Consider the following 13832-nt stretch of genomic DNA (forward strand, 5'->3'; position numbering starts at 1 on the left):
GCACTTGAGATCGCATCGCCGGCAAGCCGGGCTCCTACAAGAGCGAGGTAGAGGTTCAGAGTTTCGGGTTATCTTCCGGCGGCTTGGTCTTGTCCACACCCGGCACATGCAAGTTGCCTTCGACCACCTGGTTGCCTTCCAACTGCGGCTGGGTCACCCAGGTGAGAATGTCGTAGTAACGCCGGATGTTCGCCACGAAGTGCACCGGCTCACCGCCACGGGCGTAACCGTAGCGGGTCTTGCTGTACCACTGCTTCTGCGACAGGCGCGGCAGCATCTTCTTCACGTCCAGCCACTTGTTCGGGTTCAGGCCTTCACGTTTGGCCAAGGTGCGCGCATCTTCCAGGTGGCCGGTGCCGACGTTGTAGGCGGCGAGGGCAAACCAGGTGCGATCCGGCTCGGCAATACTGTCGTCCAATTCATCCTTGATCTTGGCCAGGTACTTGGCGCCACCCATGATGCTTTGCTTGGGGTCCAGGCGGTTGGACACGCCCATTGCCTGGGCGGTGTTCTGGGTCAGCATCATCAGGCCGCGCACGCCGGTCTTGGAGGTAACGGTCGGCTGCCACAGCGATTCCTGATAGCCGATGGCAGCCAGCAAACGCCAATCGACCTTTTCTTCCTTGGCATAGGCGCGGAAGTGTTTCTCGTACTTGGGCAAACGCTGCTGCAGGTGCTGGGCAAAGGTGTAGGCGCCCACATAACCGAGCACGTCGACATGGCCGTAGTAGCGGTCTTTCAGACGCTGCAACGTGCCATTCTTCTCGACTTTATCCAGGTAACTGTTGATCTCGTTAAGCAGGCTGTTGTCTTCGCCGGCGGCCACCGCCCAGCTCTGGTTGCTGGCGTTGCCCAGGTCGAACGCCACGCGCACGTTGGGGAAGTACACCTGGTTCATCGCCACTTCGTTGGAGTCCACCAGGGTCAGGTCGATTTGCCCTTCGTCCACCATGCGCAGCAGGTCGACCACCTCAACGGCGTCGGATTCTTCGTATTCAATCGCTGGATTCTGCTTTTTCAGCGCCGCCAACTGTTCGGCGTGGGTGCTGCCCTTGAGCACCATGATCTTCTTGCCCACCAGATCGGCCGCGTTGGTCGGACGCGACTGGCCGTTGCGGTAGATGATCTGCGGGGTGACTTCTAAATAAGGGTGGGAGAAACGCACCTGCGTCTGGCGCTGCTCGCTGCTGACCAGGCCGGCCGCTGCGAGAACCGGGCCATTGGGTTTGCCCAGTTGGCCGAACAGGTCGTCGAGGTTGTCGGCGGTCTCGATCTCCAGCTTCACGCCCAGGTCATCCGCGAAGCGCTTGACCAGTTCGTATTCGAAACCGGTTTCACCGTTGCGGTCCTGGAAATAGGTCGCCGGGCTGTTCCGGGTGACCACCCGCAATACGCCATCCTCCTTGATTCGCTCGAGCGTGCTGGGTTTATCAACACAGGCGCTGAGCATCAGGAAGAGTCCGGTGGCGATGAGCCATTTGGCGCATCGCGGGCGCAAAGCAGTTGGGGAGAACATCTGCGCAGTATACGCAAACGGCCCACGGCGCCATATCTCGACAGCGCGGGTCTTGTCTGCTAGCGCCGGTAAAACTGTGCTGCAGCCCGCAGAAACGGGGCTTGGCGCGCGATTGTGACGGTTAAAATAACTGCGCCGGATGCCCGGCATCCCCCCTCGAAAGGGGGGTAATCCGGCCAACTGACGTCCGGCAGCAGCCACCGGTAGCGTTTCGGGTGCCGTTGGCGGCGGTTTACGCTAGAATGCACGGCCTCAAAGCACACCCCCTTCCCGAGGCTGTCCCGAAGATGTTGATCCTGCGCGGCGCTCCTGCCCTTTCTGCCTTTCGCCACAGCAAACTCCTTGAGCAACTGAGCCAAAAGGTTCCAGCTGTTACAGGCCTGTACGCTGAATTTGCTCACTTCGCCGACGTTACCGGCGTGTTGACCGCCGACGAACAGCAAGTGCTGGCACGCCTTCTGAAGTACGGCCCAAGCGTTCCGGTTCAAGAGCCTAATGGCCGCTTGTTCCTGGTTCTGCCGCGGTTCGGCACCATCTCGCCCTGGTCGAGCAAGGCCAGCGATATCGCCCGCAACTGTGGCCTGGACAAAATCCAGCGCCTGGAGCGTGGTATCGCGTTCTACGTCGCCGGCCAGTTCAGCGATGCCGAAGCCGAGCTGATCGCCAGCAGCCTGCACGACCGCATGACCCAGATCATCGTCAGCCAGCTGGAACAGGCTGCCGGCCTGTTCAGCCACGCCGAGCCCAAGCCGCTCACCGCGATTGACGTGCTCGGCGGTGGCCGCGCCGCCCTCGAGAAGGCCAACACCGAGCTGGGCCTGGCCCTGGCCGAAGACGAAATCGACTACCTGGTCAACGCCTTCAACGGCTTGAAGCGCAACCCGCACGACATCGAACTGATGATGTTCGCCCAGGCCAACTCCGAGCACTGCCGTCACAAGATCTTCAACGCCAGTTGGGACATCGACGGCGAAAGCCAGGAAAAAAGCCTGTTCGGCATGATCAAGAACACCTACGTGATGCACAGCGAAGGGGTCCTTTCTGCTTATAAGGACAACGCCTCGGTGATCGTCGGCTCCGTCGCGGGCCGTTTCTTCCCGGACCCTGAAACCCGCCAGTACGGTGCGGTGCAGGAGCCGGTGCACATCCTGATGAAGGTTGAGACCCACAACCACCCGACCGCGATTGCCCCGTTCCCGGGCGCAGCCACCGGTTCCGGCGGCGAAATCCGTGACGAAGGTGCAACCGGCCGTGGCGCCAAGCCAAAGGCGGGCCTGACCGGTTTCACCGTGTCCAACCTGCAGATCCCAGGTTTCGAGCAGCCATGGGAAGTGCCGTACGGCAAGCCTGAGCGCATCGTTACCGCGCTGGACATCATGATCGAAGGCCCGCTGGGCGGCGCCGCGTTCAACAACGAATTCGGCCGTCCGGCGCTGACCGGTTACTTCCGTACCTTCGAACAATCCATCACCACCCCGCGTGGTGATGAAGTGCGCGGCTACCACAAGCCGATCATGTTGGCCGGCGGCATGGGCAACATCCGTGAAGAACACGTCAAGAAAGGCGAGATCCTGGTCGGCTCCAAGCTGATCGTGCTCGGCGGCCCGGCGATGTTGATCGGTCTGGGTGGTGGTGCCGCTTCTTCCATGGCCACCGGCACCAGCTCGGCAGACCTGGACTTCGCTTCCGTACAGCGCGAAAACCCAGAGATGGAGCGTCGCTGCCAGGAAGTCATCGACCGTTGCTGGCAGTTGGGTGACAAGAACCCGATCAGCTTCATCCACGACGTCGGTGCCGGTGGTTTGTCCAACGCCTTCCCGGAACTGGTCAACGATGGCGACCGTGGTGGCCGTTTCGAACTGCGCAACATTCCTAACGACGAGCCGGGCATGGCCCCGCACGAAATCTGGAGCAATGAATCCCAGGAGCGCTATGTTCTGGCAGTCGGCGCTGAAGACTTCGCACGCTTCCAGGCCATCTGCGAACGCGAGCGTTGCCCGTTTGCCGTGGTCGGCGAAGCCACTGCCGAGCCGCAACTGACGGTTACCGACAGCCACTTCGGCAACAGCCCGGTGGACATGCCTCTCGAAGTGCTGCTGGGCAAAGCCCCGCGCATGCACCGTTCGGCCGTGCGCGAAACCGAGCTGGGCGATGATTTCGACCCAAGCCAACTGGAACTGGCCGACAGCATCGAACGCGTGCTGCACCACCCGGCCGTGGCGAGCAAAAGCTTCCTGATCACCATCGGCGACCGCACCATCACTGGCCTGGTGGCCCGTGACCAAATGGTCGGCCCGTGGCAGGTTCCGGTGGCCGACGTTGCCGTCACCGCCACCAGCTTCGACGTCTACACCGGTGAAGCCATGGCCATGGGCGAGCGCACGCCGCTGGCCCTGCTCGATGCTCCGGCATCGGGCCGCATGGCCATTGGTGAAACCCTCACCAACATTGCTGCTTCGCGGATCGGTAAATTGTCTGACATCAAACTGTCGGCCAACTGGATGTCCGCTGCCGGTCACCCGGGTGAAGACGCCCGCCTGTACGACACCGTCAAAGCGGTCGGCATGGAGTTGTGCCCGGAGCTGGGCATCACCATTCCGGTGGGCAAGGACTCCATGTCCATGGCCACCCGTTGGAACGAAGACGGCGTCGACAAGACGGTCACCTCGCCGCTGTCGCTGATCGTCACCGGTTTCGCACCGGTCACCGACATCCGCCATACCCTGACCCCGCAACTGCGCATGGACAAGGGCACCACTGACCTGATCCTGATCGACCTGGGCCGTGGCCAGAACCGCATGGGCGCGTCCATCCTGGCGCAAACCCATGGCAAGCTCGGCAGCCAGGCACCGGACGTCGATGACGCCGAAGACCTGAAAGCCTTCTTCGCCGTGATCCAGGGCCTCAACGCCGACGGCCACCTGCTGGCTTACCACGACCGTTCCGACGGTGGTCTGCTGACCAGCGTTGTCGAGATGGCCTTCGCCGGTCACTGCGGCCTGAACATCGTGCTCGACAGCGTTGCCGAGGATGCATCCGAGATCAACGGCATCCTGTTCAACGAAGAGTTGGGCGCGGTGATCCAGGTTCGCCAGGACGCTACCCCGGACGTGCTCGCCCAATTCAGCGCCGCTGGCCTGGACGACTGCGTGGCCGTGATCGGCCAGCCGATCAACAACGGCGAGATCAACATCTCGTTCAACGGTGACACGGTGTTTGCCGGCCAGCGTCGTCTGCTGCAACGCCAGTGGGCCGAGACCAGCTACCAGATCCAACGCCTGCGCGACAACGTTGAGTGCGCCGAGCAGGAATTCGACGTTATCCTGGAAGAAGACAATCCGGGCCTGAGCACCAAGCTCAGCTTCGACGTCAACCAGGACATCGCCGCGCCTTACATCAAGAAAGGCATCCGCCCACAGGTTGCCGTACTGCGTGAGCAGGGCGTCAATGGCCAGGTGGAAATGGCGGCCGCGTTCGACCGCGCCGGCTTCAATGCGATCGACGTGCACATGAGCGACATCCTCGCCGGTCGCGTTGACCTCAACGAGTTCAAAGGCCTGGTAGCCTGCGGCGGTTTCTCCTACGGCGACGTGCTGGGTGCCGGTGAAGGCTGGGCCAAGTCGGCCCTCTTCAACAGCCGTGCACGTGATGCGTTCCAAGGCTTCTTCGAGCGCAACGACAGCTTCACCCTGGGTGTGTGCAACGGTTGCCAGATGATGTCCAACCTCAGCGAGCTGATCCCGGGCAGCGAGTTCTGGCCGCACTTCGTGCGTAACCGTTCCGAGCAGTTCGAAGCCCGTGTCGCCATGGTGCAGGTGCAGGAATCCAACTCGATCTTCCTGCAAGGCATGGCCGGTTCGCGCATGCCAATCGCCATCGCTCACGGTGAAGGCCATGCCGAGTTCGAAAGCGAAGAAGCGTTGCTGGAAGCCGACCTGTCCGGCACCGTCGCCCTGCGTTTTGTCGACAACCACGGCAAGGTCACCGAGACCTACCCAGCCAACCCGAACGGCTCGCCGCGCGGGATCACCGGCCTCACCAGCCGCGACGGTCGCGTGACCATCATGATGCCGCACCCGGAGCGCGTATTCCGCGCCGTGCAGAACTCATGGCGCCCGGAAGAGTGGAACGAAGACGGCGCCTGGATGCGCATGTTCCGCAACGCCCGCGTGTGGGTGAACTAAGACGGTGTACAAGCTCGCCTTCTTTGTACCCGCAAGCCATGTGGAGACGGTGAAAACCGCCGTCTTCGCAGCCGGCGGCGGGCGCATCGGCAACTACGACAGCTGCGCCTGGCAAGTGCTGGGCCAGGGCCAATTCCGCGCGTTGGACGGCAGTCAGCCGTTTATCGGGCAGATGGGCCAGGTTGAAGTGGTTGACGAGTGGAAGGTGGAGTTGGTGGTGGCGGATGAATTGATTGTGGCTGTTGTGGCTGCGCTCAAACTCAGTCACCCGTATGAGACACCGGCGTATGAGGTGTGGCAGTTGGCGGATTTTTGATTCGCTCGCTGTAGAAACAGGAAACCCGCTGGGCCAGTTTGGTCAGCGGGTTTTTTGTTGGCTGTGAAATCCCATCGCCGGCAAGCCGGCTCCTACAGAGGGAGCGCGTTCAACTGTAGGAGCCGGCTTGCCGGCGATGGCGTCCGTACAGGCGCCGCAGACCTTTCCGACAAACCTTTCAGGTTGTCCCTCGGAACCTGGCTCAATAGCCTTCTTCGGTCGCTGTCGGCTCAGTGATCGGGATCTGATTTCAAGGCCCGTCCAGCAACATTGCTCTCGGGTTTGATATTCAATGATGGAATTGCAAGATACCGTCGCTCCACGCCTAAATACCAGTAGCCCACTAGGGAAAGCCTTGGTTTCAATGTTCAAATCCATCGAAGTGGAACTGATGCTTGAAGGGGCTGGACCTGGCTCGGTCAAGGTCATCGTCTTCGGCGGTTGCGCTGTTCATTTGTACACGCACCACCGTATTTCCAAGGATGTTGATGCGGAGATTTATTGCGCGAGTTTTCGAAATAAGCTGCGCCTTCAGACACTGTTGGCGGAATTTCCAGGGCAGTTTTTTGATGAGCGATCTGGGCGCGTCATGGAACTGAACTACGACCTCCAATACAACACTAGCTTTGGCCCGCTGCACGAAGATTATTGGGAACGAAGTCTTCCCCTGGACGAGTTTCCTGCACAATCCGCATTGCACTTGCATATAGCAGCTCCTATCGATATTGCTATCTCCAAATTGGCTAGAGCTACCGATCAGGATGTAAGCGATATCAAGGCACTGCTCAGGTCGGGCTTCATCGTGACCGCTGAGCTCCGTCGGGATTGATATGTATGTTGGCAACTAAGAGCCACCCAGATCCATTCTCAACACTATTTTGCACGATTATCTGGAGACAGCAGATGGCGAAGCCTTTTAACGCTCCCGTCCTCTCGTCCGCGTTGGACACGTTGGTTAAAAGTCCTTTGAATCAGGCGGATGACGATGCGCTGGTGAGTGCCGCGAAGGCTGTCTGGTACTCGGACGCGAACCTTGTCGGTGAAGTGAAAAACTTTCTAGATGCTCACTCCAGCGAATTGGAGATTCGTCGTGCGGGGTATCTGCTGGAGCGCTTCACACGCTTTTCGTGTGTAACGGATAGCCGGGTTTTAGAAGCGTTGCACGCGATTGAGCTGTTTTCGGCGACCGCTTCCAAACAGGATGTGAAGCCTTTGGGCGTTGTTGCACTGCGCAGCCGCCGTGATGAACTGGCTGTGTCCTGGGGGCTGAGTGAGGGGTTGGGTTTGAAGGTTCAAGCGCTGATGCCTTTTCAGACTCGCCATTACGAAGCGGATCAACGTGGGGCGTCTGCCTAGGCGCTGATTACGATTAAAGAACCCGGCTTAGGCCGGTTTTTTGCTGTGTGCCTGTGGCGAAGGAGCAAGCTCCCTCGCCACAGAGGTCATGCGTTGATTGGGCGGGTAACCAACCGCTCCAACGCTTCACCCAATCCGGAAGCCTTGTCACCAATCAACAGATGCCAAACACCGCTTTCCAGCTGGCTCACACCCTGGCAACCCAGCGCAGTCAGGTCAGCCTCGGACAGCACCGAATCATCCCCCAACTCCACCCGCAACCGCGTCATCGCCACCGCTTCCAACTGCCGTACATTCCCCCGGCCACCCAATGCACTCAGCCATTTCTCGGCTTCCTGCACATTGACCGCCGCCGGCTTATCCACAGGCGCAACGCTCACCGGCGCACTGGCAACAAACGACGGCATGGCCAGGCGAATCTCATCAGCAATGCTATCGGCCATCGGCCCCACCACCACCTGCAGACTCCCGCCGTTACCCGGTCGCACAACAGCCATGGCGCCCAGTGCTTTCAGCTGCGCATCGACCGCCTTATTGCGATCCACCATGTCCAACCGCAGGCGGGTGGTGCAGGCACCGACGCTCAGTAGGTTCTCTGCGCCGCCCAAGGCCTGGATGTAGGCCGTGGCGCGCTGGTTATCCGTCATCACCTCGGCCTGCACCACCTGGATATCTTCACGCCCCGGCGTTTTCAGGTTGAAGCGGCGAATGCAGTAGTTGAACACGCTGTAATAGACCACCGCGTACGCCAAGCCAACCGGGAACACCAGCCAACCATTGGTGGACTTGCCCCAACCCAGCACCATGTCGATAAACCCACCGGAGAAGGTAAAGCCCAGGTGGATATTCAGCATATTGGTGACCGCCATCGACAGGCCGGTCAGCACCGCATGGATCAGGTACAGGAACGGCGCGAGGAACATGAACGCGAACTCAATCGGCTCAGTCACTCCAGTCAAGAACGATGTCAGCGCCATCGACAGGAAAATCCCGCCCATCACTTTGCGGCGCTCCGGCAACGCATTGCGGTACATCGCCAGGCACGCGGCAGGCAGGCCAAACAGCATCACCGGGAACATGCCGGTCATGAACTGGCCGCCTTTCGGGTCACCGGCAAAATAACGGGTGAGGTCGCCAGTGACCACCGCGCCGGTCACGGGATCGGTAAAGGTGCCGAACACAAACCAGGCCATATTGTTGAGGATGTGGTGCAGGCCGGTGACGATCAGCAGGCGGTTGAACACGCCAAACACAAACGCACCCAGGCTGCCGCTTTCCATCAACAACACGCCGAAGCTATTGATGCCGTGCTGGATCGGCGGCCAGATCAAACCAAAGATCACGCCCAATCCGACCGCACTGAACCCGGTGACGATCGGCACAAACCGTCGCCCACCAAAGAACGCCAGGTACTCCGGCAGCTTGATGTCCTTGAAGCGGTTGTACAGCCCCCCCGCCATAAGTCCGCTGGCGATACCGGCGAGCATGCCCATGTTGATGGACGTGTCCATCACCTTGAGCGTGGAGACCATCACCAGGTAACCAATCGCACCGGCCAGCCCGGCGGTGCCGTTGTTGTCGCGGGCAAACCCCACGGCGATGCCGATGGCGAAGATCAGCGCCAGGTTGGCGAAGATCGCCTGCCCCGCGTCGTGCATCACCGCGATGTTCAAAAGATCGGTGTCGCCCAGGCGCAGCAGCAGGCCGGCGATCGGCAGGATCGCGATCGGCAGCATCAGTGCCCGGCCCAGGCGTTGCAGGCCTTCGATGAAATGTTGGTACATGGCGAGTCTCCTTTTGTTGTTGTTATCAGCTCAGCGGCCAGTGGTGTTGACAGGCTTGGCGAACGGCTTTGGCGCTGCTCAGGTCGAGCAGCCCTTGGCTCAGTTGCCGGCATTGCGCCGCGTCCAGGTGACGGACGCGGTCCTTGATTTCTCCGATCTGCGGCGGGCTCACCGACAGCTCGCTGACCCCCAGGCCGACCAGTACCGGTGTAGCCAGTGGGTCGGAAGCGAGGGCGCCGCACACGCCGACCCATCGCCCATGTTTCGCCGCGCCTGCGCAGGTCTGGGCGATCAGCCGCAGCAGCGCCGGGTGCAGCGCATCGACGCGCGCGGCAAGGCCGGCGTGGTCGCGGTCCATGGCCAGGGTGTACTGGGACAGGTCATTGGTGCCGATGGACAGGAAGTCCGCGTGCTTAGCGAGTTGCTCGGCCATCAGCGCGGCGGCGGGCACTTCGATCATCACGCCCAGTTCGGGGCGCTGGGTCAGTTCCAGCGCCACGCATAACTCATCCAGGCGTTGGCGGATCTGCAGCAATTCGTCCACTTCGCTGACCATCGGCAGCAGGATGCGGCAGCGCTCCAGCGGGCACACTTGCAGCAGTGCACGCAGTTGCTGGTCGAGCACGTCGGGGCGCACCTGGGCCAGGCGTATGCCGCGTAGGCCCAACACCGGGTTCGCCTCGACGGGCAGCGGCAGGTACTCAAGCTGCTTGTCGCCACCCACGTCGATCGTGCGGATGATCACGGATTTGTCGCCCATGGCATCCAGCACGGCTTGGTAGGCGTGGCGTTGTTCCTGCTCATCCGGCGCGGTGCGGCGGTCGACAAAGAGGAATTCGGTGCGCAGCAGGCCGACGCCATCAGCGCCGTTTTCAAACGCTACCTGGGCTTCGGCACTGGACGCGACATTCGCGGCGACTTCGATGGTTACGCCATCAGTGGTGCGCGCCGGCTGTTGGGCCTGGGCCTGTTGCTGCTGGCGCCGCAGTTTCTGCGCGTCGCGAATTTGGTGCACTTCGGCGTGGCGTGCGTCGCTGGGCGCCAGTTCCAGGCGACCGTTGGCGGCGTCCAACACCACGCGTTGGCCTTGCGGCACGTCGAGGACTTCGGCGCCCAACGCCACCACACAGGGCAAGCCTTTGCCGCGCGCCAGGATTGCCACGTGGGAGGTGGCGCCGCCTTCGGCCATACAAATGCCGACGGCTTGTTGTGCACTCAGTTGCAGCAGGTCTGAGGGGGTCAGTTCATGAGCGCTGACAATCGACCCGGCGGGCAACTCGAAATGCCAGGCTTCACCCAGCAGCGCGCGCAGTACCCGTTGTTGCAAATCGCGCAGATCGTTGGCGCGTTCGGCAAACAGCGGTTTGCCCAGGGCCAGCAATACCGCGCATTGCGCCTGGATTGCATCGCGCCAGGCGTGAGTCGCCGCGCTGCCCTGTTCAATGGAACCGGTCGCGGCTTCCAGCAGGTTAGGGTCTTCCAACAGCGCCAGGTGGGCGGCGAAGATGTCCTCTTCCTCGACGTTCTTGCGCTGGCGGGCATGATCCAGAGTGAGGCGAATTTCGCTGCGCACCTGTTCCAGGGCCGTGTCCAGGCGTTGCAGTTGTTCATCGGCAGCATGGTGGCCGGCGTCTGCCGGCAGTTCGATACCGGTCAGGCGGAACAGCGGCCCGCACACGAGACCCGGAGCAGCACATACACCTTGCAACACGCCGGCTTCGGTATTGGCTCGGCGTGGGGTGGCAACGACGGGGGCGTGGTGTTCTTCCTTGATGGCGGCGGACAACGCCGCGACCAAGGCCTGCAACGCGGCGTCGGCATCTTTGCCGCGACAGCTCACACGTACCTCATCCCCTTCGCCAATACCCAGGCCCATCAAGCCAATCAGGCTGTCACACGAAGCGGATTTTTCACCGAAATGCAGCCGCGCCTGGCTGCTGAATCCCTGGGCCGTCTTGCGGATCAACGCCGCCGGGCGCGCATGCAAACCACCGCGATGGGTGATGCGCACGCTGGCGCTGACTTCAGCGTCCGAGTTATCCACAGCGGTTTGAGCCGCTGCCGTCGAACGCGCCACGACCTGCAACAACGGCTCACCGACCTTGACCGATTGCCCGGCCACCGAACGCAACTCGAAACGCTCGCCATTGGTCAGGATGATCAGGCTGACCAGGCTTTTGCACTGGCGCGCAATGCGGTCCAGGTCAAATTGTACCAATGCCTGCCCCTTGCTCACCTTCGCGCCTTCCTTCACCAGCAACGCAAAGCCTTCGCCGTTCAGTTCCACCGTATCGATGCCCACATGCATCAACACCTCGGCACCGTTCTCGGCGCGAATCGTCAGGGCGTGCCCGGTGCGTGCGACATGGATGATCACGCCGTCACAGGGCGCATGCAGGCAATCGTTCAGGGGGTCGATGGCAATACCATCGCCCATGGCGTGGCTGGCGAACACTTCATCAGGAACGTCGCCCAGGGTCAGCACGGGCCCGCTTAACGGGGCGCTGAGGGTCAATTCATTATTGTTGTAGGACATGGGCACGGTACTCATCAGGAAAACGCGACTCAGTGAGTGCGGGTAACTTTGCTCAGGTGGCGCGGCTGGTCCGGGTCCATGCCCCGGGCCTCTGCCAAACCTGCCGCCATCACGTAGAAACTCTGGATCGCCAGGATCGGGTCCAGGGTCGGGTGTTCGGCGCGGCTCAGGGTCAGGTCGCGCTCGGCGATGTCATCCGGCGCAGCCAGCAATACACGGGCGTCGCGCTGGCGCATGTCGGCGGCCAGGCTCAGCAGGCCGGCTTGCTCGGCGCCGCGCGGGGCGAAGACCAGCAGGGGATAGTTGTCGCCAATCAGGGCCATCGGGCCGTGGCGCACTTCGGCGCTGCTGAAGGCTTCGGCCTGGATCGCCGAGGTTTCCTTGAGCTTGAGTGCAGCTTCCTGGGCGATGGCAAAACCGGCGCCGCGACCGATGACCATCAACTGCTGGCAGTCGCGCAGGGCCTCAATGGCAACCGACCAATCCTGTTTGGCGGCGGCACGCAGGTCATCGGGCAGGGCGCGGCAGGCTTGCAGCAATTCCGTTTCCTGGTTCCAGTGGCCAATCAGCTGCGCGCTGGCGCTGAGGGTGGCGATGAAGCTTTTGGTGGCGGCCACGCTGTGTTCCGGCCCGGCGCACAGCGGCACATGGAATTCGCAGGCGGCTTCCAGCGGCGAGTCTTCGGCGTTGACCAGCGAAATGCTCAGGGCTCCACGTTTGCGCAGCAGACGCAGGCTGTTGACCAGGTCCGGGCTCTGGCCCGACTGGGAGAAACCAAACGCGACCTGGCCGCTGACTTTCATCGGCGCTTGCAGCAGGGTCACCACCGACATCGGCAACGACGCCACCGGGATGCCGACGTGCTGCATGGTCAGGTAGGCGAAATAGCTGGCGGCGTGGTCCGAGCTGCCACGGGCAATCGTCATTGCCACTTGCGGCGGCTGACGGCGCAGGCGGCCGGCGATTTCTTCCAGCGCCGGGTCCAGGCGTTGCAGTTGGGCGGCGACGGCGTCGCAGGAGGCCAGGGCCTCTTCAAGCATTTTTGAAGTCAATGGTTTCTCCTTCGACCATTACGTCGGTGAGTGTCAGGGAGCGGTTCAGGCGCACACAGTCGGCAAAGCTGCCGGGTTGCAGGCGGCCGCGTTCTTCCAGGCCCAGGTAGTCCGCAGGAAATTGCGACAGGCGTTGTGAGGCTTCGCTGATGGGCAGGCCGATCTTCACCAGGTTGCGCAGCGCCTGGTCCATGGTCAGCGTGCTGCCGGCCAGGGTGCCGTCGGCCAGGCGTACGCCGCCCAGGCATTTAGTCACGGTGTGGCTGCCCAGCTTGTATTCACCGTCGGGCATGCCGGCGGCGGCGGTGGAATCGGTGACGCAATACAGGCATGGGATCGAGCGCAAGGCCACGCGCATGGCGCCGGGGTGCACGTGGAGCAGATCCGGGATCAATTCGGCATATTTGGCGTGGGCCAACGCGGCGCCGACGATGCCCGGCTCGCGGTGATGCAACGGGCTCATCGCGTTGTACAAATGGGTGAAGCTGGTGGCGCCGGCGGCGAGGGCGGCGACGCCTTCTTCGTAGCTGCCCAGGGTGTGGCCGATCTGCATGCGCACGCCGCGTTCGCTGAGGGCGCGGATCAGGCCGTCGTGGCCGGCGATTTCCGGTGCGATGGTGATCACGCGGATTGGTGCCAGGCGCAGGTAGGCCTCCACTTCCGCCATCAATGCGGTGTGGGCGAAGTTGGGTTGGGCGCCGAGTTTTCCGGGATTGATGTAGGGCCCTTCCAGGTGTACGCCGAGTACACGGGCGCTGCCGGTAGGACGCTGCTCGCAGAAGGTGCCGAGCTGGTCGAGCACGCGGGAAATTTCCTCCACCGGTGCCGTCATGGTGGTGGCCAGCAACGAGGTGGTGCCAAAGCGCACGTGGGTGCGGGTGATGGTCTCGAAGGCATCGCGGCCTTCCATGATGTCCGCGCCGCCACCGCCGTGCACATGCAGGTCGATAAAGCCCGGCAGCAGGTAGGGCAACTCGTTTTCAGCCGGGTCGCAGGGCGTGCCTTCGATGGCGACGACCTTGCCGTGCGCGTGCACCAGGCGGCCGCGAATCCAGCCGTTGGGCGTGAGGATGTTGTCTTCGGACATG

General features: G+C 62.0%; 9 protein-coding genes. 4 read left to right on the forward strand and 5 right to left on the reverse strand.

Annotated features, from left to right (window positions below):
* Positions 1–55: 55 nt before the first annotated feature.
* Positions 56–1516: a membrane-bound lytic murein transglycosylase MltF gene (gene mltF / locus HX868_RS24910; protein ID WP_177004703.1), complete on the reverse strand. Its 1461-nt coding sequence runs from the start codon at positions 1514–1516 to the stop codon at positions 56–58.
* Between the two features lie 287 nt (positions 1517–1803).
* Between mltF and purL the strand changes: the two genes are divergently transcribed.
* The 4 genes from purL (at position 1804) to HX868_RS24930 (ending at position 7372) form a co-directional block, all read left to right on the forward strand.
* Positions 1804–5700, forward strand: coding sequence for a phosphoribosylformylglycinamidine synthase (purL, locus tag HX868_RS24915; RefSeq protein ID WP_177004704.1), 3897 nt, complete (start codon positions 1804–1806; stop codon positions 5698–5700).
* 4 nt (positions 5701–5704) lie between these two features.
* Positions 5705–6016, forward strand: a complete 312-nt coding sequence (locus tag HX868_RS24920; protein WP_177004705.1) for a YqfO family protein — start codon at positions 5705–5707, stop codon at positions 6014–6016.
* Between the two features lie 295 nt (positions 6017–6311).
* On the forward strand, positions 6312–6845 hold the full coding sequence (locus tag HX868_RS24925; RefSeq protein WP_246355587.1) for a DUF6036 family nucleotidyltransferase: 534 nt from the start codon (positions 6312–6314) through the stop codon (positions 6843–6845).
* Between the two features lie 74 nt (positions 6846–6919).
* Positions 6920–7372, forward strand: coding sequence for a hypothetical protein (locus HX868_RS24930; RefSeq protein ID WP_177004706.1), 453 nt, complete (start codon positions 6920–6922; stop codon positions 7370–7372).
* A gap of 86 nt (positions 7373–7458) precedes the next feature.
* On the opposite strand, the gene nagE is transcribed toward HX868_RS24930, so the two are convergent.
* The 4 genes from nagE to nagA are packed head-to-tail and all read right to left on the reverse strand — an operon-like array spanning position 7459 to position 13831.
* Positions 7459–9156, reverse strand: a complete 1698-nt coding sequence (gene nagE / locus HX868_RS24935; RefSeq protein ID WP_177004707.1) for an N-acetylglucosamine-specific PTS transporter subunit IIBC — start codon at positions 9154–9156, stop codon at positions 7459–7461.
* A gap of 25 nt (positions 9157–9181) precedes the next feature.
* Entirely contained in the window at positions 9182–11692 is a 2511-nt protein-coding gene (gene ptsP, locus HX868_RS24940) for a phosphoenolpyruvate--protein phosphotransferase (protein ID WP_177004708.1), read from the reverse strand.
* Positions 11693–11721: 29 nt separating this feature from the next.
* Positions 11722–12744, reverse strand: coding sequence for an SIS domain-containing protein (locus tag HX868_RS24945; RefSeq protein ID WP_177004709.1), 1023 nt, complete (start codon positions 12742–12744; stop codon positions 11722–11724).
* Positions 12725–13831 carry an N-acetylglucosamine-6-phosphate deacetylase gene (gene nagA, locus HX868_RS24950; protein WP_177004710.1) on the reverse strand — a complete coding sequence of 369 codons (1107 nt, stop codon included), beginning with the start codon at positions 13829–13831 and terminating at the stop codon, positions 12725–12727. Before nagA ends, HX868_RS24945 begins: the two co-directional genes overlap by 20 nt.
* Position 13832 lies beyond the last annotated feature (1 nt).

This window comes from Pseudomonas reactans (genome assembly GCF_013385825.1).
GTDB classification, from domain to species: Bacteria; Pseudomonadota; Gammaproteobacteria; order Pseudomonadales; family Pseudomonadaceae; genus Aquipseudomonas; species Aquipseudomonas reactans.